This window comes from Sphingomonas sp. CFBP 13733 (assembly GCF_014841795.1).
Lineage (GTDB): Bacteria > Pseudomonadota > Alphaproteobacteria > Sphingomonadales > Sphingomonadaceae > Sphingomonas > Sphingomonas aerolata.
The window spans coordinates 965,002-983,956 of sequence record NZ_JACYUP010000001.1 but is presented as its reverse complement, the minus strand read 5'-3'; the positions used below and the strand labels follow the sequence as shown (position 1 = coordinate 983,956).

General features: G+C 64.0%; 12 protein-coding genes. 8 read left to right on the top strand and 4 right to left on the bottom strand.

The genetic code is table 11. From position 1 onward, the window contains the following. Positions 1 to 616 precede the first annotated feature (616 nt). Positions 617 to 3,367, top strand: a complete 2,751-nt coding sequence (locus IFT71_RS04145; RefSeq protein ID WP_192139193.1) for a TonB-dependent receptor — start codon at positions 617 to 619, stop codon at positions 3,365 to 3,367. A gap of 273 nt (positions 3,368 to 3,640) precedes the next feature. Here the strand turns inward: IFT71_RS04145 and IFT71_RS04140 are convergent, their stop codons facing one another. Beyond that, positions 3,641 to 3,967, bottom strand: coding sequence for a putative quinol monooxygenase (locus IFT71_RS04140; protein WP_192139192.1), 327 nt, complete (start codon positions 3,965 to 3,967; stop codon positions 3,641 to 3,643). A gap of 121 nt (positions 3,968 to 4,088) precedes the next feature. On the opposite strand from IFT71_RS04140, the gene IFT71_RS04135 reads away from it, so the two are divergent. Beyond that, positions 4,089 to 4,445: a winged helix-turn-helix transcriptional regulator gene (locus IFT71_RS04135; RefSeq protein WP_192139191.1), complete on the top strand. Its 357-nt coding sequence runs from the start codon at positions 4,089 to 4,091 to the stop codon at positions 4,443 to 4,445. Between the two features lie 228 nt (positions 4,446 to 4,673). Here IFT71_RS04135 and IFT71_RS04130 read toward each other — a convergent pair whose 3' ends face one another. Then, entirely contained in the window at positions 4,674 to 5,054 is a 381-nt protein-coding gene (locus IFT71_RS04130) for a hypothetical protein (protein WP_192139190.1), read from the bottom strand. Positions 5,055 to 5,675: 621 nt separating this feature from the next. Here IFT71_RS04130 and IFT71_RS04125 point away from each other — a divergent pair. Further along, positions 5,676 to 6,242 (top strand): hypothetical protein, encoded by a 567-nt coding sequence (locus tag IFT71_RS04125; protein ID WP_192139189.1) that lies wholly within the window; start codon positions 5,676 to 5,678, stop codon positions 6,240 to 6,242. 179 nt (positions 6,243 to 6,421) lie between these two features. On the opposite strand, the gene IFT71_RS04120 is transcribed toward IFT71_RS04125, so the two are convergent. After that, positions 6,422 to 7,192, bottom strand: coding sequence for an SGNH/GDSL hydrolase family protein (locus IFT71_RS04120; RefSeq protein WP_244654764.1), 771 nt, complete (start codon positions 7,190 to 7,192; stop codon positions 6,422 to 6,424). 206 nt (positions 7,193 to 7,398) lie between these two features. On the opposite strand from IFT71_RS04120, the gene IFT71_RS04115 reads away from it, so the two are divergent. The 4 genes from IFT71_RS04115 (at position 7,399) to IFT71_RS04100 (ending at position 16,658) form a co-directional block, all read left to right on the top strand. Further along, positions 7,399 to 9,609, top strand: a complete 2,211-nt coding sequence (locus IFT71_RS04115) for a WD40/YVTN/BNR-like repeat-containing protein (protein ID WP_244654710.1) — start codon at positions 7,399 to 7,401, stop codon at positions 9,607 to 9,609. A 4-nt stretch (positions 9,610 to 9,613) separates the two neighbouring features. Next, positions 9,614 to 11,242: a DUF5597 domain-containing protein gene (locus IFT71_RS04110; RefSeq protein ID WP_446740743.1), complete on the top strand. Its 1,629-nt coding sequence runs from the start codon at positions 9,614 to 9,616 to the stop codon at positions 11,240 to 11,242. A gap of 52 nt (positions 11,243 to 11,294) precedes the next feature. Further along, positions 11,295 to 14,183, top strand: a complete 2,889-nt coding sequence (locus IFT71_RS04105; RefSeq protein ID WP_192139186.1) for a glycoside hydrolase family 31 protein — start codon at positions 11,295 to 11,297, stop codon at positions 14,181 to 14,183. Between the two features lie 165 nt (positions 14,184 to 14,348). Beyond that, the gene (locus IFT71_RS04100; RefSeq protein ID WP_197976037.1) at positions 14,349 to 16,658 is read left to right on the top strand and encodes a glycoside hydrolase family 3 C-terminal domain-containing protein; all 2,310 of its coding nucleotides are present in this window, start codon (positions 14,349 to 14,351) and stop codon (positions 16,656 to 16,658) included. Here the strand turns inward: IFT71_RS04100 and IFT71_RS04095 are convergent. Next, positions 16,612 to 17,820: an MFS transporter gene (locus tag IFT71_RS04095; protein WP_159510638.1), complete on the bottom strand. Its 1,209-nt coding sequence runs from the start codon at positions 17,818 to 17,820 to the stop codon at positions 16,612 to 16,614. The genes IFT71_RS04100 and IFT71_RS04095 overlap by 47 nt on opposite strands. Positions 17,821 to 18,044: 224 nt before the next feature. Here IFT71_RS04095 and IFT71_RS04090 point away from each other — a divergent pair, with 224 nt between their 5' ends. Then, entirely contained in the window at positions 18,045 to 18,935 is an 891-nt protein-coding gene (locus IFT71_RS04090; RefSeq protein ID WP_192139280.1) for a LysR family transcriptional regulator, read from the top strand. The last annotated feature ends 20 nt before the right edge of the window (positions 18,936 to 18,955 follow it).

Genomic DNA, 18,955 nt, shown 5'->3' with positions numbered 1-18,955 from the left:
GACATGCAATCGACGATTTGATGGGGAACGAGCGAGGTAGCGCTGGACATCGGGAATACCTTCTACGGCAAGCGCTTTCCCTAGCTGCGTTTGATGGCACCAGAATGACAGGCACGGTGTTTTCAGACACCTAGCGGTATGGAAATGCTTTCCGGAGCCTCGGGCTCTGACGCGAAAATCACGTCCGGTCATTGGCCGTGCTGATCCGAATATATGCCACCGCTATCGACGTGACGATCAAGTCGTGCCGCATCGTAACATGCACGTCACAAGTTTACCGCATTCAGCCTGGAGCCGGATGCGGTAATTGGGGGCGCGATGTTTTAGATCTTGGCTGGTTGCTGGCGTTCGTCATTTTGACAAGCCGATGTAAGCGATAAAGTCGGGCGACGCGTACGCTTTCTGCTGCAACGCGACGGCATGAAGAATTGTCTGGTCTGCCCGATCAATAGTCGTCGCGTGCGCTAGAGCCAACGTATCACCGCCGGCGGACTGCCGTTCCATTAAATGAAATCTGTCATAATCTCGAACGCACACGTTCGGGGCGCGAAGTCGCAAGTCCAGCGATCACCTCGCGAGGTGTCACTGGCATATCAGCACCGGGGGAAACCGAACAATGATCCGTAGTTTGAAGCATGTCGACCGCATGGCGTCCCTGCTCCTGGGAGCCGCGACCGCAGCACTGTCCGTGGCGCCGGCCGCTGCCCAAACCGTACCGGCGCCCGTCAGCCAGGAGGCCGATACGGGCGACGAGATCCTCGTCTCCGGGTATCGCCGCAGCCTCGAAGAAGCGATCGACATGAAGCGTAACACGATCGGCTTTTCGGACTCGATCATCGCCACCGATATCGCCGACTTCCCCGAGCAGAATCTCTCCGAAGCGCTGCAGCGCGTGCCCGGCGTGACGATCGAACGCGAACGCGGCCTCGGCACGCGCGTCAACGTCCGCGGCCTGCCGAGCGAATTCACCTTCGTGTCCATCAACAAGCTGGCGACCGCCTCGGGCTCGGGCGGCCGCGACGTCGAGTTCGACATCTTCGCGTCCGAACTGATCCAGTCGGTCACCGTGCAGAAGTCGCCGGTGGCGGCGGACGAGGAGGGCGGCATCGCCGGGTCCGTGCTGATCCGTACCGCGCGGCCGTTCGACAACCCCGGGCTTCGCGTGGTCGGCAGCGTTGATGGCGCGTATAATTCGATCTCCGAAAAGATCGATCCCAACTTCTCGTTTCTCGCCAGCAAGACCTTTGGCGATTTTGGCGTGCTGGTTTCGGTCGCCAAGCAGCAGCGCACAAACCGCACCGATTCCAACTCGGGTATCAACTTCCGCCCGATCGCGCGCTGGACCGATCGCGCCAACACCGTCTATCGCAACCAGGCGATCGCTGTATTGCAGCGCGACGCTGGCGTGACGTTCACCGAAGCCAACAAGAACAGAATCGTCTTCCTCGATAAGGCCGGCGACCGCGTCTATCAGAACGATCAGGACCGCCTCGGGCTGTCGGGCTCGGTGCAGTACAAGCCGAGTGACGATTTCAGCCTGGCGTTCGATGCCTTTCTCGGATCATACGACACGACCGAGGACGAATATGACGCTGCCGGCTATTCGGCATCGAGCAATTCGACGCTCGAGACGATCCACGAATTTGATGCCAAGACGCTCGCCGACAGCGGCATCGTCGTGCTGCGCGACGTCTCCTACACCAACACGCAGCACGAATTCCTGAGCAAGGAATATATCAACGAGACCGACTATCGTCAGTTCGGCGGGGAGATGAACTGGACGACGGGCAACTGGAAGATCAATGCACTGGGCGGCTATTCCGGCGCCAGGAAGACGCTTGACTATGCCAATCTGAAGCACGTCGCCTACGCGCCCTCGCGCACGCGCTATACCGAGAATGGCGGCGAAACGATCCCGAGCGGCAATCCGAAGACGATCGACATGTACGATGCGCCGAATTCGTATCTGTTCGAAGCCTATGAGACCACCCGCGAGCAGATCAAGGACGACAAATATGCCGCTCAGATCGATCTGAGCTATCAGTTCGAATCGTCGGTGCTCAAGCGCTTCAATTTTGGTAGTCGCTACACCGACAAGACCAACGAGCGTCAATATGGCGAGGAGAAGATCCAGGGCCCGACGCGCGGCAGCACCGCCTATGTCAACACCCGCAAGCTGGGCGACAGCCCGCTCGAGACCGTCACCGACATCGTTGGCGGGAAGAACTACCAGGCACGCGACCTGAGCTGGGCGCAGGTCTCGAACGCCTATGCGCGCGACTTCTTCCGGCCCGACGGGTTCGTCACGCCGTTCAGCGATGCGAACTACTACAAGGTCAAGGAAGGGACGATCGCCGGCTATGCGATGGTCGATTTCGAATTCGACGTGGCCGTGCCGCTGTTCGTCAATCTGGGTGGCCGCTATCTGCGCACCACGATCAATTCGGAAGGGTTTCAGCAGGTCCAGAACCCGAGCGGCTCGATCGGCCTGACCCCCGCGCCGGTGTCCAGCGACGGCAAATATGAGAAATTCCTGCCCTCGTTCAACGCGCATGCCGAGCTGACCGACAGCCTGTTCCTGCGCGCTGCCGCGTCGAAGACGCTGATCCGCCCGGCGTTGACCGATCTGGCGTACAAGCGGATCGCGAGCATCGGCAATTTCCGGTACACCGATGGCAATCCCGGCCTGAAGCCTACGCTTGCCGATCAGTGGGAAGTCGGCCTCGAGCAATATCTCCCGCGCGGCGGTATTCTGGCGGCGTCCTATTTCTGGAAGAAGATCAAGGGCGTGGTGCAGAGCCAGCTGACCGGCGAGGTACCCGGCGTGACGGTCTACAACGCCAACGGTACGGTCAACGGCGTCTATGACTTCGACGTCTACCAGCCCGTCAACGCCAAGGGCGCGTACAAGGTCAGCGGCGTCGAGGTGAACGCAGTGATCCCGTTCGGCATGGTCGCGGACTGGGCGGACGGCTTCGGCGTCAACGCCAACGCCACCTTCCTCGACAGTTCGCTGACGGGTCAGTCCGACCTCGGCATCGATACCTCGCCGATCGGCCTTGCCGACAAGACCTACAATGCCACGGTCTTCTACGACAAGGGACCGCTGTCGCTGCGCGTCTCGTACAACCGCAAGGGTGCCTATGTAGAGCGGATCGAGCGAAACATGTATCCGGTCTACCGCGATGCCTATGGCCAGTTCGACGTCGCCGCCAGCTATCAAGTGACGCGCAACGTCCGTGTCGAGCTGCAGGGCATCAATGTCGGGAATGCGAAGACCACCGGCTACACGATGGATCCGTCCTTTCCGGCGATCTACGAATCCTCGGGCAGCCGCATCAGCCTAGGTATCCGCGGGCAGTTCTGATCCCCGGCAGGCCTCGCCGTGGGGGCGGGGCCTGCCGCGTAATCTGGTTGTGGAGCATCCCCAAGTCTCGCGTAGCACCCTTGCCGCTCTCGCTCGACGCCAGCAACAGGACGGCACTCGCGACAAGTTCAAGCCGCCCCAGGCGCCGGAGTGGAACGCCTGTGATCAGCTCTTCGTCAGCTCCCGGCGTTGCGTCAAAATAGTACCGAATAAGACGTGTTTCAGTGCCTCCCGGACGAGACGACGTTCACGCGGATGCCGCGTTCTTTCAGCTCAGGACGGCATATCAAGCGCCGCTCTGCCCGAAATCGAATAGGCGTCCGCCTGACGGTCGATGACGCCGAGTTTCCCGGCTTCTTCGAATACCGCTTGAAAATCGGGCGTGGAGAGGTGCGCGTTCAACGCCGCCTGATCTCGCCAGGCTTCAATCAGGCGGAACGTGCCGGCGGCACCTACTTCCTCCGTAACGTCGAGAAATACACAGCCGTCCCGTAGCTTGGCTGCGCTCGCCATGCGCGAAGCGATACCTCGGAACGCCTCCACGTCGCTGAGCTGAATGCGATATGTTGCATAGATCAGGATGGTCGGGGTGTCGGTCATGTCCAAGCTCCATCGAGGCGACGGAAAAGATGATCGATCCCGTCGCGCACGTTTCCGGGATATGGACTGGCACTGGTGCCGAGGGTAGAACCTACCTAAAGGTAAGTACCGAAGAGGCTTGATGAACGTTCCCCGATCTGACCCTCCAAGTGAGTGTGGCCTCGATGTCGCGCTGGCCATTATGAGCGGCAAATGGAAGCCGCTGATCCTGTATCATCTCCGCTCGGGTTCGAGGCGGTTCGGCGATCTCAAGCGGGCGGTTGCCGGCATCAGCGAAAAGGTGCTGATCCAGCAATTACGTGAACTCGCTTCGGCAGACGTATTGGTTCGTCACGATTATGGCGAAGTGCCGCCCAAGGTCGATTACACCGTCACGCCGTTCGGCATGACGCTGATCGAGGCTCTGCTGCCCCTGTGCGAGTGGGGCGTAAGGAACCGCACCCGCGCTTCGGCCATCATGACTTCGAGGGCGAGCTAGAGAGCCGTTAACTGCGCCTCGTTGCTAAGGCTTTCTCAATATTGTATCTTTTTTGAAGAGGCATCGCCGCGATGTCGGCTATTGCCGGCCGCCGTCCCGAAAGCCGCCGTTCCACTTTCCTCCCTCGGCGAACATCAGACTAACGTACAGAAAGGCGAAGCTGCTGATGGCCAGACATGTTTGCGGTCAGGCGCCCGGCGACGATCCTGGTAGCTGCCTTTTGAAATGCTATTCTCCTCGCGCGTCCAAGAAGCGCTCGTGCCAAATCGTAGCTAAGGTTGCCGTGTGCAGCAGCGCGATGGCCAGGTTGCTCTTTACCACCGGATTGCGCCAACCGACCGCCTGTATGGTCATCAGCTTGTAGGCGATCTGCATCGGAAACAAGACGCCGGCGATGGCGATCGACAGCGTCGTATTGCCCGAAGCCTGACCGATCAGCGCGACGGCGCTGGCCATTGCGATGGTCGCGTAAAGGCATGCAAGGATACGTCGTGCAGCACTGTCGGCGCCGTAGCACGCCGTCATCGCGGGCACGTCGCGCGCGATCAACGCTGGAATGACCGTCACAACGATAACATTCACGAGATGAGATAGGGTCAACAAGACCATGGCTTCATCCGATCAGAAGCTGGCGCATGGTGATATATGCATCCGATGCGTACCGGTCCAGCGAGGGCGCGGCTTATGGACCCGACAACAGACACGCCTGATCGGAATTGATCAACGAGGCGCTAAATCCGTTCTATAAAATATCCTTGCGAGTTAGCTAAGCTGCGAGTTCGTTGAATATCTATAGGCCGACGTCTTTCAATCAACGATATCCCGGTTTAGCGTCCTTAGTCCGTAAGGTAGTCAGAAAAGTAGAAGGCCTAAAAAGTGACCAATTTTTGCTTTTGCCGCCGTGGGACGAGCTCATTTAAACCGGACATTGCCAACGCAAGAAACGCGAGATAGATTCTAGCCATGTGGACATTGTTCCCTTGAAATATTGCGGCTCTGGGCATCCAGGCTTTCCGCTGCGGGCCTTCCGGGTGCGCTTTGGATTACCGGACCAGTCGGGAAGCTCTCACGCCGTATGAGGCGGAACGGGGGCGGCTGGGGGGCAACTGACTCAAAGGATATAGATTGTTGGTGCGAACTTCCTAACTTAAGTCTACGAAAGCTACCATCAACGGCGTCCCGTTGGCTGAGAGACGCTGGAGTGCTCCCGCTTATCTGGGGGAGTGACCAATGTTCCGTTTCGAGCTAGAGCCTGCGATACCGCTTCTGACGGTCATCCAGAAAGGCGTTTGGACAGCCGCGACGGTGGCGACGTTTGAGCCGGCATTTCGGCAAGAGCTGAAACGGCTTCTGGTCTCGGGGCGGCCGACATCGCTGATTATCGAAATCAGAGCCACGGTGCCCAGGGATCTGCTTGTTACCAAGGCGCTGCGCGCAATGGTTGCGCGACTTGGACATCTCAACGCGGATAGAACCGCCGTGGTGTCGTCGTTGGGATTTGCAGATTTGCAAGCCGGACGCATTCCCGACCCAAATACACGGATTTTTACGTCGATCGTTCAGGCAAGGGATTGGGTGACGAACAAGCCCGGGGAAAGCCTCAGTATGACGTCAGGCAACGAGCCGAGCGATGCTAGCCCAGAAGGGTCTGTGGTCCATGTACGCGGCCCTGCAGACGTGGACTTTGTGCTTACCCCAGCCGCCGCGCTCGAAACGGCTAGGCGTATCAGCGATGCAGCGGTGGAAGTGCTTCTCGAAACCGCGAGCGCGACGGCTCAGCGCGTCATTCCGATGTAAGCAGTTCCAAAGCCCGGACGCCTGATTTGGTGCCAGCATTGGAGTGAGGCTGAGGATGGAGAGCCTCTGCAACGCATCATTGCTTGATCATGACACGCGCACTTGGCGCCACCGGCCGGAGGTTCGCCACGGTGAACCTCCGGCCGGGTTGTATGCGCTGGGATCAGAAATCCCCAATGTCACCCGCCGTGCGCTTTGGCGATCGCCGCGGTCGCGAGCGGGCGCATGACGGCATAGCCTTGCGGGGTCGGGTGGACTCCGTCGGTTGCGTAGCCGGGCTTCATCGCCCCCGCCGGCGTCGAAAGTGCAGCGTGATAATCGACATAGGTGAAGCCATTGGCTTTGGCATAGCCGCGCAGCCAGTCGTTGAGCGCGGCGATCTGCGGGACCGGGCGTTTGTCGGGGCTCCAGGGAAAGGCGGCGGCGGGGGGAACCGAGGCGAGGATCACCTTGATCCCGTGCGCGCGCGCGAGTTCGGCCATGGTCCGGATATTGCCTTCGACCGTCTCGATCGTCGCTGCGCCGGTGTTGCCGGCGATGTCGTTGGTGCCGGCCATGATGTGGACTGCCCGCGGTTTGAGCGCGATGACATCGCTGCGAAACCGGACGAGCATCTGCGGGGTCGTCTGCCCGCTGATCCCGCGATCGACCACGCCGTTCGAGAACAATGCGGCGTCGGCATGGATCCAGTTGTCGGTGATCGAATCGCCCATGAACACGACGCGGACCGTCTTGCCGGCGAGTGCGCGATTATCCGCAGCGTAACGGCACAACTGGCCAAAGTCGCGGGTCAGCATATGCCGTTTCCACGCTGCCCAGCCGGCTGCATCGGCCGGTGCCGGATGCTGCGGGCAGGGGGCGGCGACGATACCCACCGGATCGCTGGCATAGGGCGTGTCTGCGTCACTCGTCTGCGCGACGACGGAGATTGGCAACACACCAAGTATCATTGGCAAGAGCCAGTGTTTCATCGCCATGCGGTGGATCCTTTCCTGTGTCCTACGTCGCCCTCGACCGCCGCGATTACATAATTACCGCAATTTATCATACAAACCTTGTTACCGCTATCGGATCAGGCAATACAGCGGCGCTACGCGACCGGAGCTTATCGGTTGCGAGGCTAGAGGGGACGGGACTGGTGGGGAAGAGGGTGGTCTTGACGAGCGCGATCGCGCTGCTCGGCCTGTCGGTACCTCCCCGTCCCGCCGCGTCGCACGCTGAGGTTACTCCGGTTCGCGCGCCCTATGCGTGGCGCAACGTCCGGGTCGGTGGCGGCGGCTTCGCACCCGGCATCATATTCAGCACCGTCGAGCGCGGGCTTGCCTATCTGCGGACCGACATGGGTGGTGCCTATCGCTGGGACGCGGTCCGGCGTGCTTGGCTGCCCTTGCAGGACGGCAATGCCGTCAGTAGCTATATGGGGATCGAGAGCATCGCTGCGGATCCGGTCGATGCGGATATCGTATATCTTGCGGCGGGCATGTCAGCGCGGGGCGCAGCGGCGATCTGGCGATCGAGCGACCGTGGCGCGCGGTGGCGGATCACGCCGGTACCGTTTGCGATGGGCGGCAACGAGGATGGCCGCGGCCTTGGCGAGCGGCTTGCGATCGACCCGCATCACCCGGCGACGCTGATGTTCGGGTCACGCCATGACGGCCTTTGGCGAAGCGACGATTCGGCTGCGCATTGGCGAAAGGTCGACAGCTTTCCGGTTGGGGGGCTCGGCAAACCGGTACAGCCCCGTGCAACGCATGGCGGGCTGAGCTTTGTCCTGTTCGATCGCGCGCATCGCGGGCGGATCTTCGTTGGCCAGGCGGACCCGGGCGCGCATCTGTTCCGGTCCGATGACGGTGGTGCGTCGTGGCGCAGCGTGTCCGGAGGGCCGGACGACAGCATGCGCGCGGTGAAGGCCGTGCTCGGCGCGGACGGCGTCCTGACGATGACCGTCTCCAACGCGATCGGGCCGAACGGGATCACGCGAGGCGGTGTCTGGCGATATGATCCCGCGATCAATGCGTGGACGGACGTGACGCCGGACAGGCGCCCGGATGCACCGCCGGGGGGCTATATGGGCGTGGCGGTGTCGGCGCAGGATCCGCGCGTCATCGCCGTCAGTACCGTCAATCGCTATCGCCCCGTCGACACCGTGTGGCGATCGAGCGACGCGGGCGCACATTGGGACCAGCTCTACCAGCGCAGCACCCGCGACGTCACGCAGACCCCGTTCCTTGCGTTCGACGGCCCGGCGGATTTCGGGCACTGGATCGCCGGGCTTGCGATCGATCCGTTCGACCCGGACCACGCCGCTTATGTGACCGGCGCGACGCTGTACGACACACGCGCTTTCAACCGACCTGGTGCCATGCAGTGGAAGCCCTGGACACGGGGTATCGAGCAGACCGCGATCATCACGCTGATCAGCCCGACGGGGGACGCACCGCTGATCTCGGGGTTCGGCGATATTGCGGGATTTCGCCACGACGATCTGACGGTTTCACCGCCCAACAGCCACCGTAACCCCTATCTGACCAACACGAACACGCTCGATTATGCGGGACTGGCGCCGGCGGTGGTCGTCCGCAGTGGCAGCAGTCATAGTCGCGAGGTCGCGAGCGCGAGCCTGGCCTGGTCGCAGGATGGGGCCCGGAGCTGGCAACCGCTCGTCACGCCGGGCAGGGGCGCGTCCGAACGGACCGGCGATGCGCCGATCATCGTCTCGGCAGACGGTGCGGCGTTTATCGTCGAGACCGAACAGCCAGTCCTGACCCGCGATCGCGGGCAGACCTGGGTCCGGATCCAAGGTCTTCCGGCGAGGCTGCGGCCGGTCGCCGACAAGGTCGACCCATCCCGGTTCTACGTCGTCGACACGCTGAACAACCGCGTGTTGCGCAGCACGGACGGCGGCGCGCATTTCACGCCCGTCGCTGCACAGGGCCTCCCCGCTGACCTTTCGACGGCGCAGGGCCGCAACCGGGAGGCGCAGAGTCCGCTGCTCGCGACGCCGGGCACGGCGGGCCTGCTGTGGCTCAATCTCGGCGGCGACCTGTATCGCTCGGTCGACGGCGGCGTGCACTGGGTGCGGGTCGGGGCAGGGTTGCACGTCGCGCAATTCGGTCTGGGCAAGGCGGCAGCCGGCGCCCGCTGGCCGACACTCTACGTGATCGGCCAGCAGGCCGGACAGGATGCGGTGTGGCGATCGATCGACGGCGCGACGACGTGGCAGCGGATCAACGACGACCGGCATCAATGGGGACTGCGCTTTCGCGTGATCAGCGGCGATCCGCGAATATTTGGCCGGGTCTACATCGGTACCGACGGCCGCGGCGTCGTCTATGGCGACCCGGTCGCCCGGAACACGAAGAGCTGAGGGGATGAAGATGAAACGACAGGCTCTGCTGTTTGCGTTGACGATGTCCGCGCTGGTGACCGCCGCACATGCGCAACAGGCGACGCCGGTGCCGCATGTCGAGACGAAGAACGGCCGTCATGCGCTGATCGTCGACGGCGCGCCCTTCCTGATGCTCGGAGCGCAGGTCAACAATTCGAGCAACTATGCCTCCGCGCTGCCGAAGGTCTGGCCGATGCTCGAGCGGATCCATGCGAACACCGTCGAGGTCCCCGTTGCCTGGCAACAGATCGAACCGGTCGAGGGGCAGTTCGATTTCTCGTTCGTCCAGACGCTGCTCGATGAGGCGCGCGCGCATGACAAGCGGGTCGTCCTGCTCTGGTTCGGAACGTGGAAGAACACAGCGCCGGGCTACACGCCCGACTGGGTCAAGCTCGACAATCGCCGCTTTCCCCGGATGAAGGACAAGGCGGGGCAGGATCATTCCGTCCATACGCCGCTCGCCCGGTCGACGCTCGAGGCCGACAAGCGCGCCTTTGTACGCCTGATCGGCTATCTCAAGGAGCATGATCCGCAGAACACGGTCATCCTCGTCCAGCCCGAAAACGAGGTCGGCAGCTACCGCGTCCCGCGCGACTACAGCCCGGCGGCGAACGCGCTGTTCGCGAAGCCCGTGCCCGCGGCGCTGACGCGCAAGCTCGACAAGCGCGCCGGAAGCTGGACCGCGCTGTTCGGCGCGCAGGCCGACCGCGCGTTCAACACCTGGCACACGGCACGATATGTCGACGAGATCGCTGCCGCGGGCAAGGCGGTCAAGCCGATCCCGATGTACGTCAACGCGTCGCTGGCCGGACCATCCAATGTGCCCGACCCGACCGGTGTCGCCAGTGGCGGGCCGCAGCAGGACGTGCTCGATATCTGGAAGGCGGCAGCGCCGTCGATCGATTTCGCCGCGCCCGACATCTATGACCGTGCGAGCGAGAACGTCGCGCAATATCTCGATAAATATGCGCGGGCCGACAATGCGCTGATGGTCCCCGAAATCGGCAATGCCCGCGAATTCGCGCGCTATTTCTACGGTGCGCTGGGTCGTGGCGCGATCGGCTACGCGCCGTTCGGGATGGATGATACCGGCTACGTCAACTATCCGCTCGGCGCGCGGTCTCTCGACGAGGCGACGCTCGATGCGATCGCCAAGCCCTATGCCCTGTTTGCCGGCATGGCGCGCGAGTGGGCGAAGATCGCGTTCGAGCGTCCGACCTGGGGCGTCTTCAAACCCGACGACAATACGCCCCGGTCGACCGTGATGGGCGAATGGACGATCGCTGCGACCTGGGGCGAATGGCAGTTCGGTCAGAAGGACTGGACCTGGATCAAGACCGAGCCCGCGCCATGGGGCAACGAGCCCGTTGGCGGCGCGGCGATCGCGCACTTGTCCGCCAATGTCTTCCTGGTCGCCGGCGACCATGTCCGGCTCAACTTTGGCGCGCGATCGGGGGGGGCTGCAAACGGGCTCGTCCTGCGCGTCGACGAGGGGCATTTTCGGGACGGTGTCTGGGTGCGCGACCGGATCTGGAACGGCGATCAGACCGACTACGGGATCAACCTGATCGAGCCCGTGCTGCTTCGGGTCACGATGGGCGCATATCGCTGAAACATTACCGATCGACGCGCCGCGGGCTGCGTCGGCACCGCTGGAGAGTAAGATGACCAAGCCATTCCTGACCCTGTTGCTGGCGAGCAGCGCGATCGCCTCCGCGCACGCCGCTGCGCCCGGCGGGTACGAGAAGATCGACGGCGGCATTGCCGTGACCCCCGCAGGCGGCGCGACCGCGCGCGTAGAGGTCACGGTTCACGGCGACGGGATCATCCACGTCGTCGCCGCCCCGGCGACTTCGCTCGGCGCGACCCGCGCGGCGAGCCTGATGGTGCCGAGCCCGCCCAAGGCGGGCGCGTACACGGTGACGGAGCGGGCAGGGCATGTCCTCATCAAGACGGCGCGGGATACGGCGGACGTCGACCTCGCGACCGGGCACGTCCGGTTCCTCGACGCTGCCGGCAAGACGGTCCTCGACGAGGCCAATACGCGCCGCTTCCTGCCGAAGACGGTCGACGGGCGGCAATATGTCACGGCGTCACAGCAGTTCAACCGCGGTACCAGCGAGGCCTTTTACGGGCTCGGCCAGCACCAGAATGCGCAGATGGATTATAACGGCGAGGACGTCGAACTCGCGCAGCACAACATGGACATCGCCGTGCCCTTCCTGGTTTCGACCGGCAAGTACGGCATCCTGTGGGACAATGACGGGATCACCCGGTTCGGTAATCCCAAGCCGTATGACCTCGTCGGCGCGGGAACCGACACGGGCCTGCGCGTGACGAGCAACGGCAAGCCGGGCTTCACCGCCAACTATTATCTCGACGGCAAGCTGGCGGTCACGCGCCAGGAAGCCACGATCAACTATCAGTATATCAAGGACCAGGCCAACTGGCCCGAGGCGGCCAAGGCGCGCACGGTGGCGGCGACCGGCGGCCAGAACACGGCCGGCAACGCGGCCCAGACGCAGCGGGTCGTATGGACCGGCCGCGTCACGCCCGACCAGACGGGCGATCACAAATTCCAGCTCTATGGCTCGAGCTATTTCAAGGTGTTCGTCGACGGGCGCGAGGTGCTCAACCGCTGGCGGCAGAACTGGAATCCCTGGTACGCCAATTTCGACCTGCCGATGACCAGGGGCAAGGCGGCGGAGATCCGCATCGAATGGGATCCGAACGCCGGATATATCGCGCTGCTCCACAATGCCCCGCTGCCCCAGGCCGATCGCCACTCGGCCTGGTTTACAAGCGACGTCGCGCGGTCGGTCAATTACTGGTACGTGCCCGGCAGCGACATGGACGACGTGATTGCGGGCTATCGCAAGCTGACCGGCAAGGCCGTCATGATGCCCAAATGGGCCTATGGCTTCTGGCAGTCGCGCCAGCGCTACAACACGCAGGACGAGGTCGTCGACGTCGTCCGCAAGTACCGCGACCTCCGCATCCCGCTCGACAACATCGTGCAGGACTGGTTCTACTGGCCCGAAAACGCCTGGGGCAGCCACCAGTTCGACAAGACGCGCTTTCCGGAGCCGCAGAAGATGGTCGACCAGCTCCACGATCTGAACGCGAACTTCATGATCTCCGTCTGGCCGAAATTCTACCCGACCACCGACAATTACAAGGAGCTGGCGGCCAAGGGTTTCACCTATGACGGCAATCTGAAGATGGCGAACAAGGACTGGGTCGGGCCCGGCTATGCCAATACCGACTATGATCCGTATGCGCCCGAGGCGCGGACGATCTTCTGGCGGCAGATGCGCGACAGCCTCGCCAAATTGGGGGTCGATGCCTGGTGGCTCGATGCGTCGGAGCCGGACATCCATTCGAACCTGTCGATCCCCGAGCGGATTGCCGCGATGGGCCCGACCGCGCGCGGGCCGGCGGAGGAATTCTTCAACAGCTTCCCGCTGGTCCATGTCGGCGCGGTCTATGACGGCTGGCGCCAGTACAAGCCCGATGTCCGGCCGTTCATCCTGACCCGCTCGGGCTTTGGCGGACTGCAGCGCGAGGGGGCCGCGATCTGGTCGGGCGATGTCGCCAGCCGCTGGTATGACCTGCGCGCGCAGGTGTCCGCGGGCGTCAATGCGTCGATGTCGGGCATTCCCAACTGGACGCACGATATCGGCGGCTTCGCGCTCGAGGACCGCTATGCGAGCAAGACGCCCAAGCCGGCCGATCTCGATGAGTGGCGCGAGCTCAACCTGCGCTGGTTCCAGTTCGGTGCGTTCAGCCCGTTGTTCCGCAGCCATGGCGAGAGCCCGTACCGCGAGATTTACGAGATCGCGCCCGAGGGCACGCCGATGCGCGCCTCGATGCTCTGGTATGATCAGCTTCGCTATCGTCTGATGCCGTATATCTACACGCTCGCTGCGGAGACGTGGTTCAAGGACGGCAGCATCATGCGGGGCATGGTGATGGATTATCCCGACGACGTGAAGGCGCGCCGGATCAACGACCAGTATATGTTCGGCCATGCGTTTCTGGTCGCGCCGGTCACCGACTACAAGGCACGGTCGCGCCCGGTCTATCTGCCGGGTGCGGCGACGCTCTGGTATGATTTCCAGTCCGGGCAGACGTATCGCGGCGGCCAGACGATTGACGCGCCCGCGCTCTACACACGCATGCCGCTGTTCGTGAAGGTGGGGGCGATCGTGCCGATGGGGCCTGTCCGCCAGCATGTCGATGACCTGCCCGACGCACCCGTGACGGTGACCGTCTATACCGGCGCCAACGGGCAGTTCAGCCTGTACGAGGATGACGGTCGCAGCGAGCAATATCGCGGCGGTGCGTTTGCGCGCATTCCGATGCGGTATGACGATGCAGCGGGCACGCTGTCGCTCGGTGCGCGCGAGGGCAAGGGCTTCAAGGGCATGGCGACGTCCCGCATGATCAACGTGCGCTGGATCACGCCCGGCAAGCCGGTGACCGACGCCGATACCGCCGATGCGACGGTGACCTATGCGGGCAAGGCGATCACGGTGCAGCGCCCGCGTTGATGGCCGCGCGAGGGGGCACGGACGCGAAATCCCTTCGGGCCTGAACAGTCGCGGCGGACATCTGGACGCCGCGACGAATGCCGGGCTAGATCGGGCGAAACGAGACTAGGCGGGACGGCATGCGCCGCCCGTCTAAAGACGGCATGTAGAGAGAGAAATGTGATGATGACGCGCGGTACCCGATCGCTCCTGAACGTCTTGCTGCGCAGCGCGGTGCTGGTCGGTGTGATCGGGGTTTCGCCCGCGCTGGCGCAAACGACGAACAACGCGCCCACGGCGGCGGCGGCGAAGACCGATGCGCCGGTCGCGCGGCCATGGATGGATGCGAGCCTCGATCCGTCCGTCCGCGCCGATCTCATCCTCAAGGAGATGACGCTCGACGAGAAGCTGCAGCTGACCTTCGGCTATTTCTCGACCGATGCCGCCTGGCTCAAGACGCCGACCAAGAATTGGGAGTTTCCGAAGGACGGCTTGCCGGGATCCGCGGGGATCGTTCCGGGCATCGCGCGGCTGGGTATCCCGAGCCAGTGGCAGACCGATGCGGGGGTCGGTGTCGCCAGCCAGCGCAGCGCAACCCCGCGGCTGCGGACGTCGCTGCCATCGGGGATACTGACCGCGGCGACGTGGAACCCGGCGCTCGCCGAAGCCGGTGGCGCGATGATCGGCAACGAAGCGTTCCTGTCGGGCTTCAACGTGCAACTGGCGGGCGGCATGAATTTGCTGCGCGAACCCCGTAACGGCCGCAATTTCGAATATGGCGGCGAGGACCCGCTGCTCGCGGGCGTCATGACGGGGCATGCGATCAAGGGAATCCAGTCCGAGCATGTCGTCTCGACGATGAAACATTACGCGTTCAACGGGCAGGAAACCAACCGCTTCACGATCGATCACCGGATCGGCGAACAGGCGGCGCGCCAGTCGGATCTGCTGGCGTTCCAGATCGCCAACGAGATCGGCCAGCCGGGTTCGGTGATGTGCTCGTACAACCGCGTCAACGGTCATTATGCGTGCGAGAACGACTGGCTGCTGAACACGGTCCTTAAGAAGGACTGGGGGTTCAAGGGCTATGTGATGTCGGACTGGGGGGCCGCCCATTCGACGACGGAAGCCGCCAATGCCGGGCTCGACCAGCAGTCGGGCTGGGCGTTCGATCGGTCGCCCTATTTCTCCGAAGCGCTGCGCGAGGCGGTCAATAACGGCCATGTCAGCACGGCGCGTGCCGATGACATGGCCCGGCGCGTGCTGTGGGGGATGTTCTCGGTGGGCGCATTCGATACGCCGGTCCGCGGCGATCGCGCGACGACGATCGACTATACCGCGCACGCTGCGGTCACGCGAAGCGATGCCGAGGAGGGCATCGTCCTGCTGAAGAACGACGCCAATCTGCTGCCCCTGGCGAAAACGGCGAAGTCGATCCTGCTCATCGGTGCGCATGCCGATGTCGGCGTGTTGTCGGGCGGTGGATCGTCGCAGGTCTATTCTCACAACGCGCCGACGAGCGGCCTGATCGTGCCGGACGAGTTCAACAAGGGCTTTCCCGGCCCCAAGACCTATCACGCATCGTCGCCCATGACTGCGCTACAGGCCCGCACAGGTGCTCGCGTCACCTATCTCGACGGCAAGGATCTGCGCGCGGCGGCGGCTGCAGCGCGCAAGGCCGATATTGTGATCGTCTTTGGCGAGCAGTGGACGGGGGAGTCGATCGACGTCCCCGACCTGGCGTTGCCCGATGCGCAGAATGCGCTGATCGACGCGGTCGCCCGCGCCAACCGCAAGACCGTCGTGGTGCTCGAGACGGGCGGGCCGGTCGTCATGCCGTGGCTGTCTAAGGTCGGCGCAGTGATCGAGGCCTGGTATCCGGGCACGGCGGGCGGCGAGGCGATCGCGCGCATCCTGACCGGCGAGGTCAATCCGTCGGGTCGCCTTCCTGCGACCTTCCCCGCGTCGCTGTCGCAATTGCCGCGCCCGGTTCTGGAAGGCGACCCGAAGCTCGACCGCGACGCGCATCCGATGGGCAATTACGACATCGAAGGCGCCGCCATCGGCTACAAGTGGTTCGACAAGACCGGCCGCAAGCCGCTGTTCCCGTTCGGCTACGGTCTGTCCTATACCCGGTTCGCGCTCGACGGTCTGAAGGCCGAAGCAAAGGGGAAGGGCATCGCCGCGACGTTCGCAGTCCGCAATACCGGGTCTCTCGCAGGCAAGACCGTCGCCCAGGTCTATGTCGCGGCGCCGGGCTGGGAAGCGCCCAAGCGGCTCGGCGCGTTCCAGAAGGTCGCTCTGGCACCGGGGGCGAGCCAGTCGGTGGAGACGATGATCGACCCGCGCCTGCTCGCGACCTTCGACACGGCGACCGCGACGTGGAAGATCGCGGAGGGCAACTATCAGGTCATGCTGGCCGACTCCGCGGTGAGCATCGCGCAGACGGTCACCGTGCATCTGCCGGCGCAGACGCTCGACAGCCGGGGGAAATAGCGGATGGTGCGGGGGCTGTCGCGCGGCGCCGGACGCCGATCAGGACCGCGATCAGTCCCAGCGCCGACGCCCCGGCACCCGCAAGCGCGACCATCGGATAGCCGAGGCCTGCCGCGATGACGCCGCCGCCAAGTGCCGCGCCGATCGCGTTGCCCAGGTTGAACGCACCGATGTTCATCGCCGAGGCGAGGTTCGGCGCGTCGGCGGCGGCGTGCATGACCCGGACCTGAAGCGGGGGGACGAGCGCGAAGCTGGCGACGCCCCACAGGAAGATGAGGATCGCGGTCGGGACCTTGAATGGCATCAGCACGGCGAAGGCGACCAGGATCGCGGTGAGCAGCGCGAGCGTCACGATCAGTGTCCGGTCGACCGAGCGATCGGCGAACCGCCCGCCGAGCCAGTTGCCGACCGTCAGCCCCACGCCGTAGGTCACCAGCATCGCGGTGACATAGCCGAGCGACGCCTGCGTCACCTCGCGCAGGATCGGCGTGATATAGGTGAAGACGGTGAACATCGCGCTGGCGCCGACGACCGTCAGGCCGAGCGCACCCAGTACGGGCCCGCGCGTGAGGACACGCAGTTCGGCCTTCGGGTCGGCTCCGGTCGGCGCGGGCAACGTGGGAAGCGTCAACCGCAGCGCCGCCATCGTCGCGAAGCCCAGCGCCGAAATACCCCAGAACGACGCGCGCCAGCCGAGACGATCGCCTGCCCATGTCGCGAGCGGGACGCCGACGACATTGGCGATGGTCAGCCCCATGAACATCGCCGCGACCGCACCGGCCCGGCGTTCGGGCGGCACGAGGCTGGCGGCGACGATCGCCCCGACCCCGAAGAACGCGCCGTGGTTGAACGACGTCAGGATCCGCGCGGCCATCAGCATGCCGTACCCCGTCGACATCGCGGCGAGCAGGTTGCCGATCGTGAAGATGCCCGCCAGCATGATCAGCAGCGTGCGGCGCGGCACGCGCCCGGTCGTCAGCGTCATCAGCGGCGCGCCGATGACGACGCCCAGCGCATAGGCACTGATGAGCAGGCCCGCGGTCGGGATCGAAACGCCGAGATCGCCGGCGATGACGGGGAGCAGCCCCATGGGGGCGAATTCGGTCACGCCGATGCCGAACGCGCCGACGGACAGGGCCAGAAGCCCGGGGTTCAATTTCATCACTATGTTCCTAATGATTTGGGCGGTTCGGACCGTCGACGGACTTAGCCGGGCGTAACCCTCTCGCTGACGATTGGGCGGCAGGCATGGCTGGATCTGCAGCCCCGATGATCCCGATCGCGACTTAACCCGGCTTCGATTTCGAGGCATAAATAGGGCAACGCGCTCGGCGTTATTAGGGGGCGATGTGACGAAGGACCTTTGACTTGAACGCAAAGACCGGAATGGGGGCTGATCGGGCCCGTGCGCTCGAGATCTTCGCGGCGGTCATGCGCGAGGGAAGCTTCTCTGGAGCCGGCCGCGTGCTCGGACTGACGCCATCCGCGGTGGCGCGGGCGATCGACCGGATCGAGGCTCGGCTCGGCGTCCGGCTGCTCCTGCGGTCGACCCGTGCGCTGACCCCAACGGCCGAAGGGCAGGCCTATCTCCAGACGGCGCGTCGGATCCTGGCCGACCTCGACGATGCCGAGCAGCAGATCGCCGATCAGGGCGCGCCCCGGGGACGGCTGCGGATCAGTGCCGCGCTGTCGCATGGGCGGTTGTGCGTCGTCCCGCTGCTCGGCGCATTTGCGGAGGCCTATCCGCACATCCTAGTCGATATCGCGTTGACCGACACGATCGTCGATGTTGCGGCGGGGCAGGCGGACGTCGCGATCCGCTTCGGTCCGCTGGTCGACAGCCTGTTGACCGCCCGGAAGCTCGGCGAGAGCCGGCGGGTGATCGTCGCGGCACCCGACTATCTGGCGCGGCGTGGTACCCCGACCAAGCCCGAGGACTTGCACCGGCACAACTGCCTGAATTTCAACTTTCGTCGGGTCGAACCTGTCTGGCCGTTCCGTGTCGATGGGGTAGACATGGCGCTCGTCGTGACCGGCAATATCGAAGCCAATAACGGCGAAACATTGGGGCAGCTGGCCGCCGCGGGCGTCGGGATCGCGCGCGTCGGCGCGTTCAGCGTCGTCGACGATATCGCCGCAGGCCGTCTCGTCCCGCTCTTCGAGGCCTATAATCCGGGCGACGTCGAACATATCCACGCGCTCTTCGTCGGCGGTAGCAACACGCCGGCGCGGGTCCGGGTGTTCGTCGACTTTCTCGCGGAACGCCTCCGGGGCTGATCGCCGCGCCGGTGTGCCGG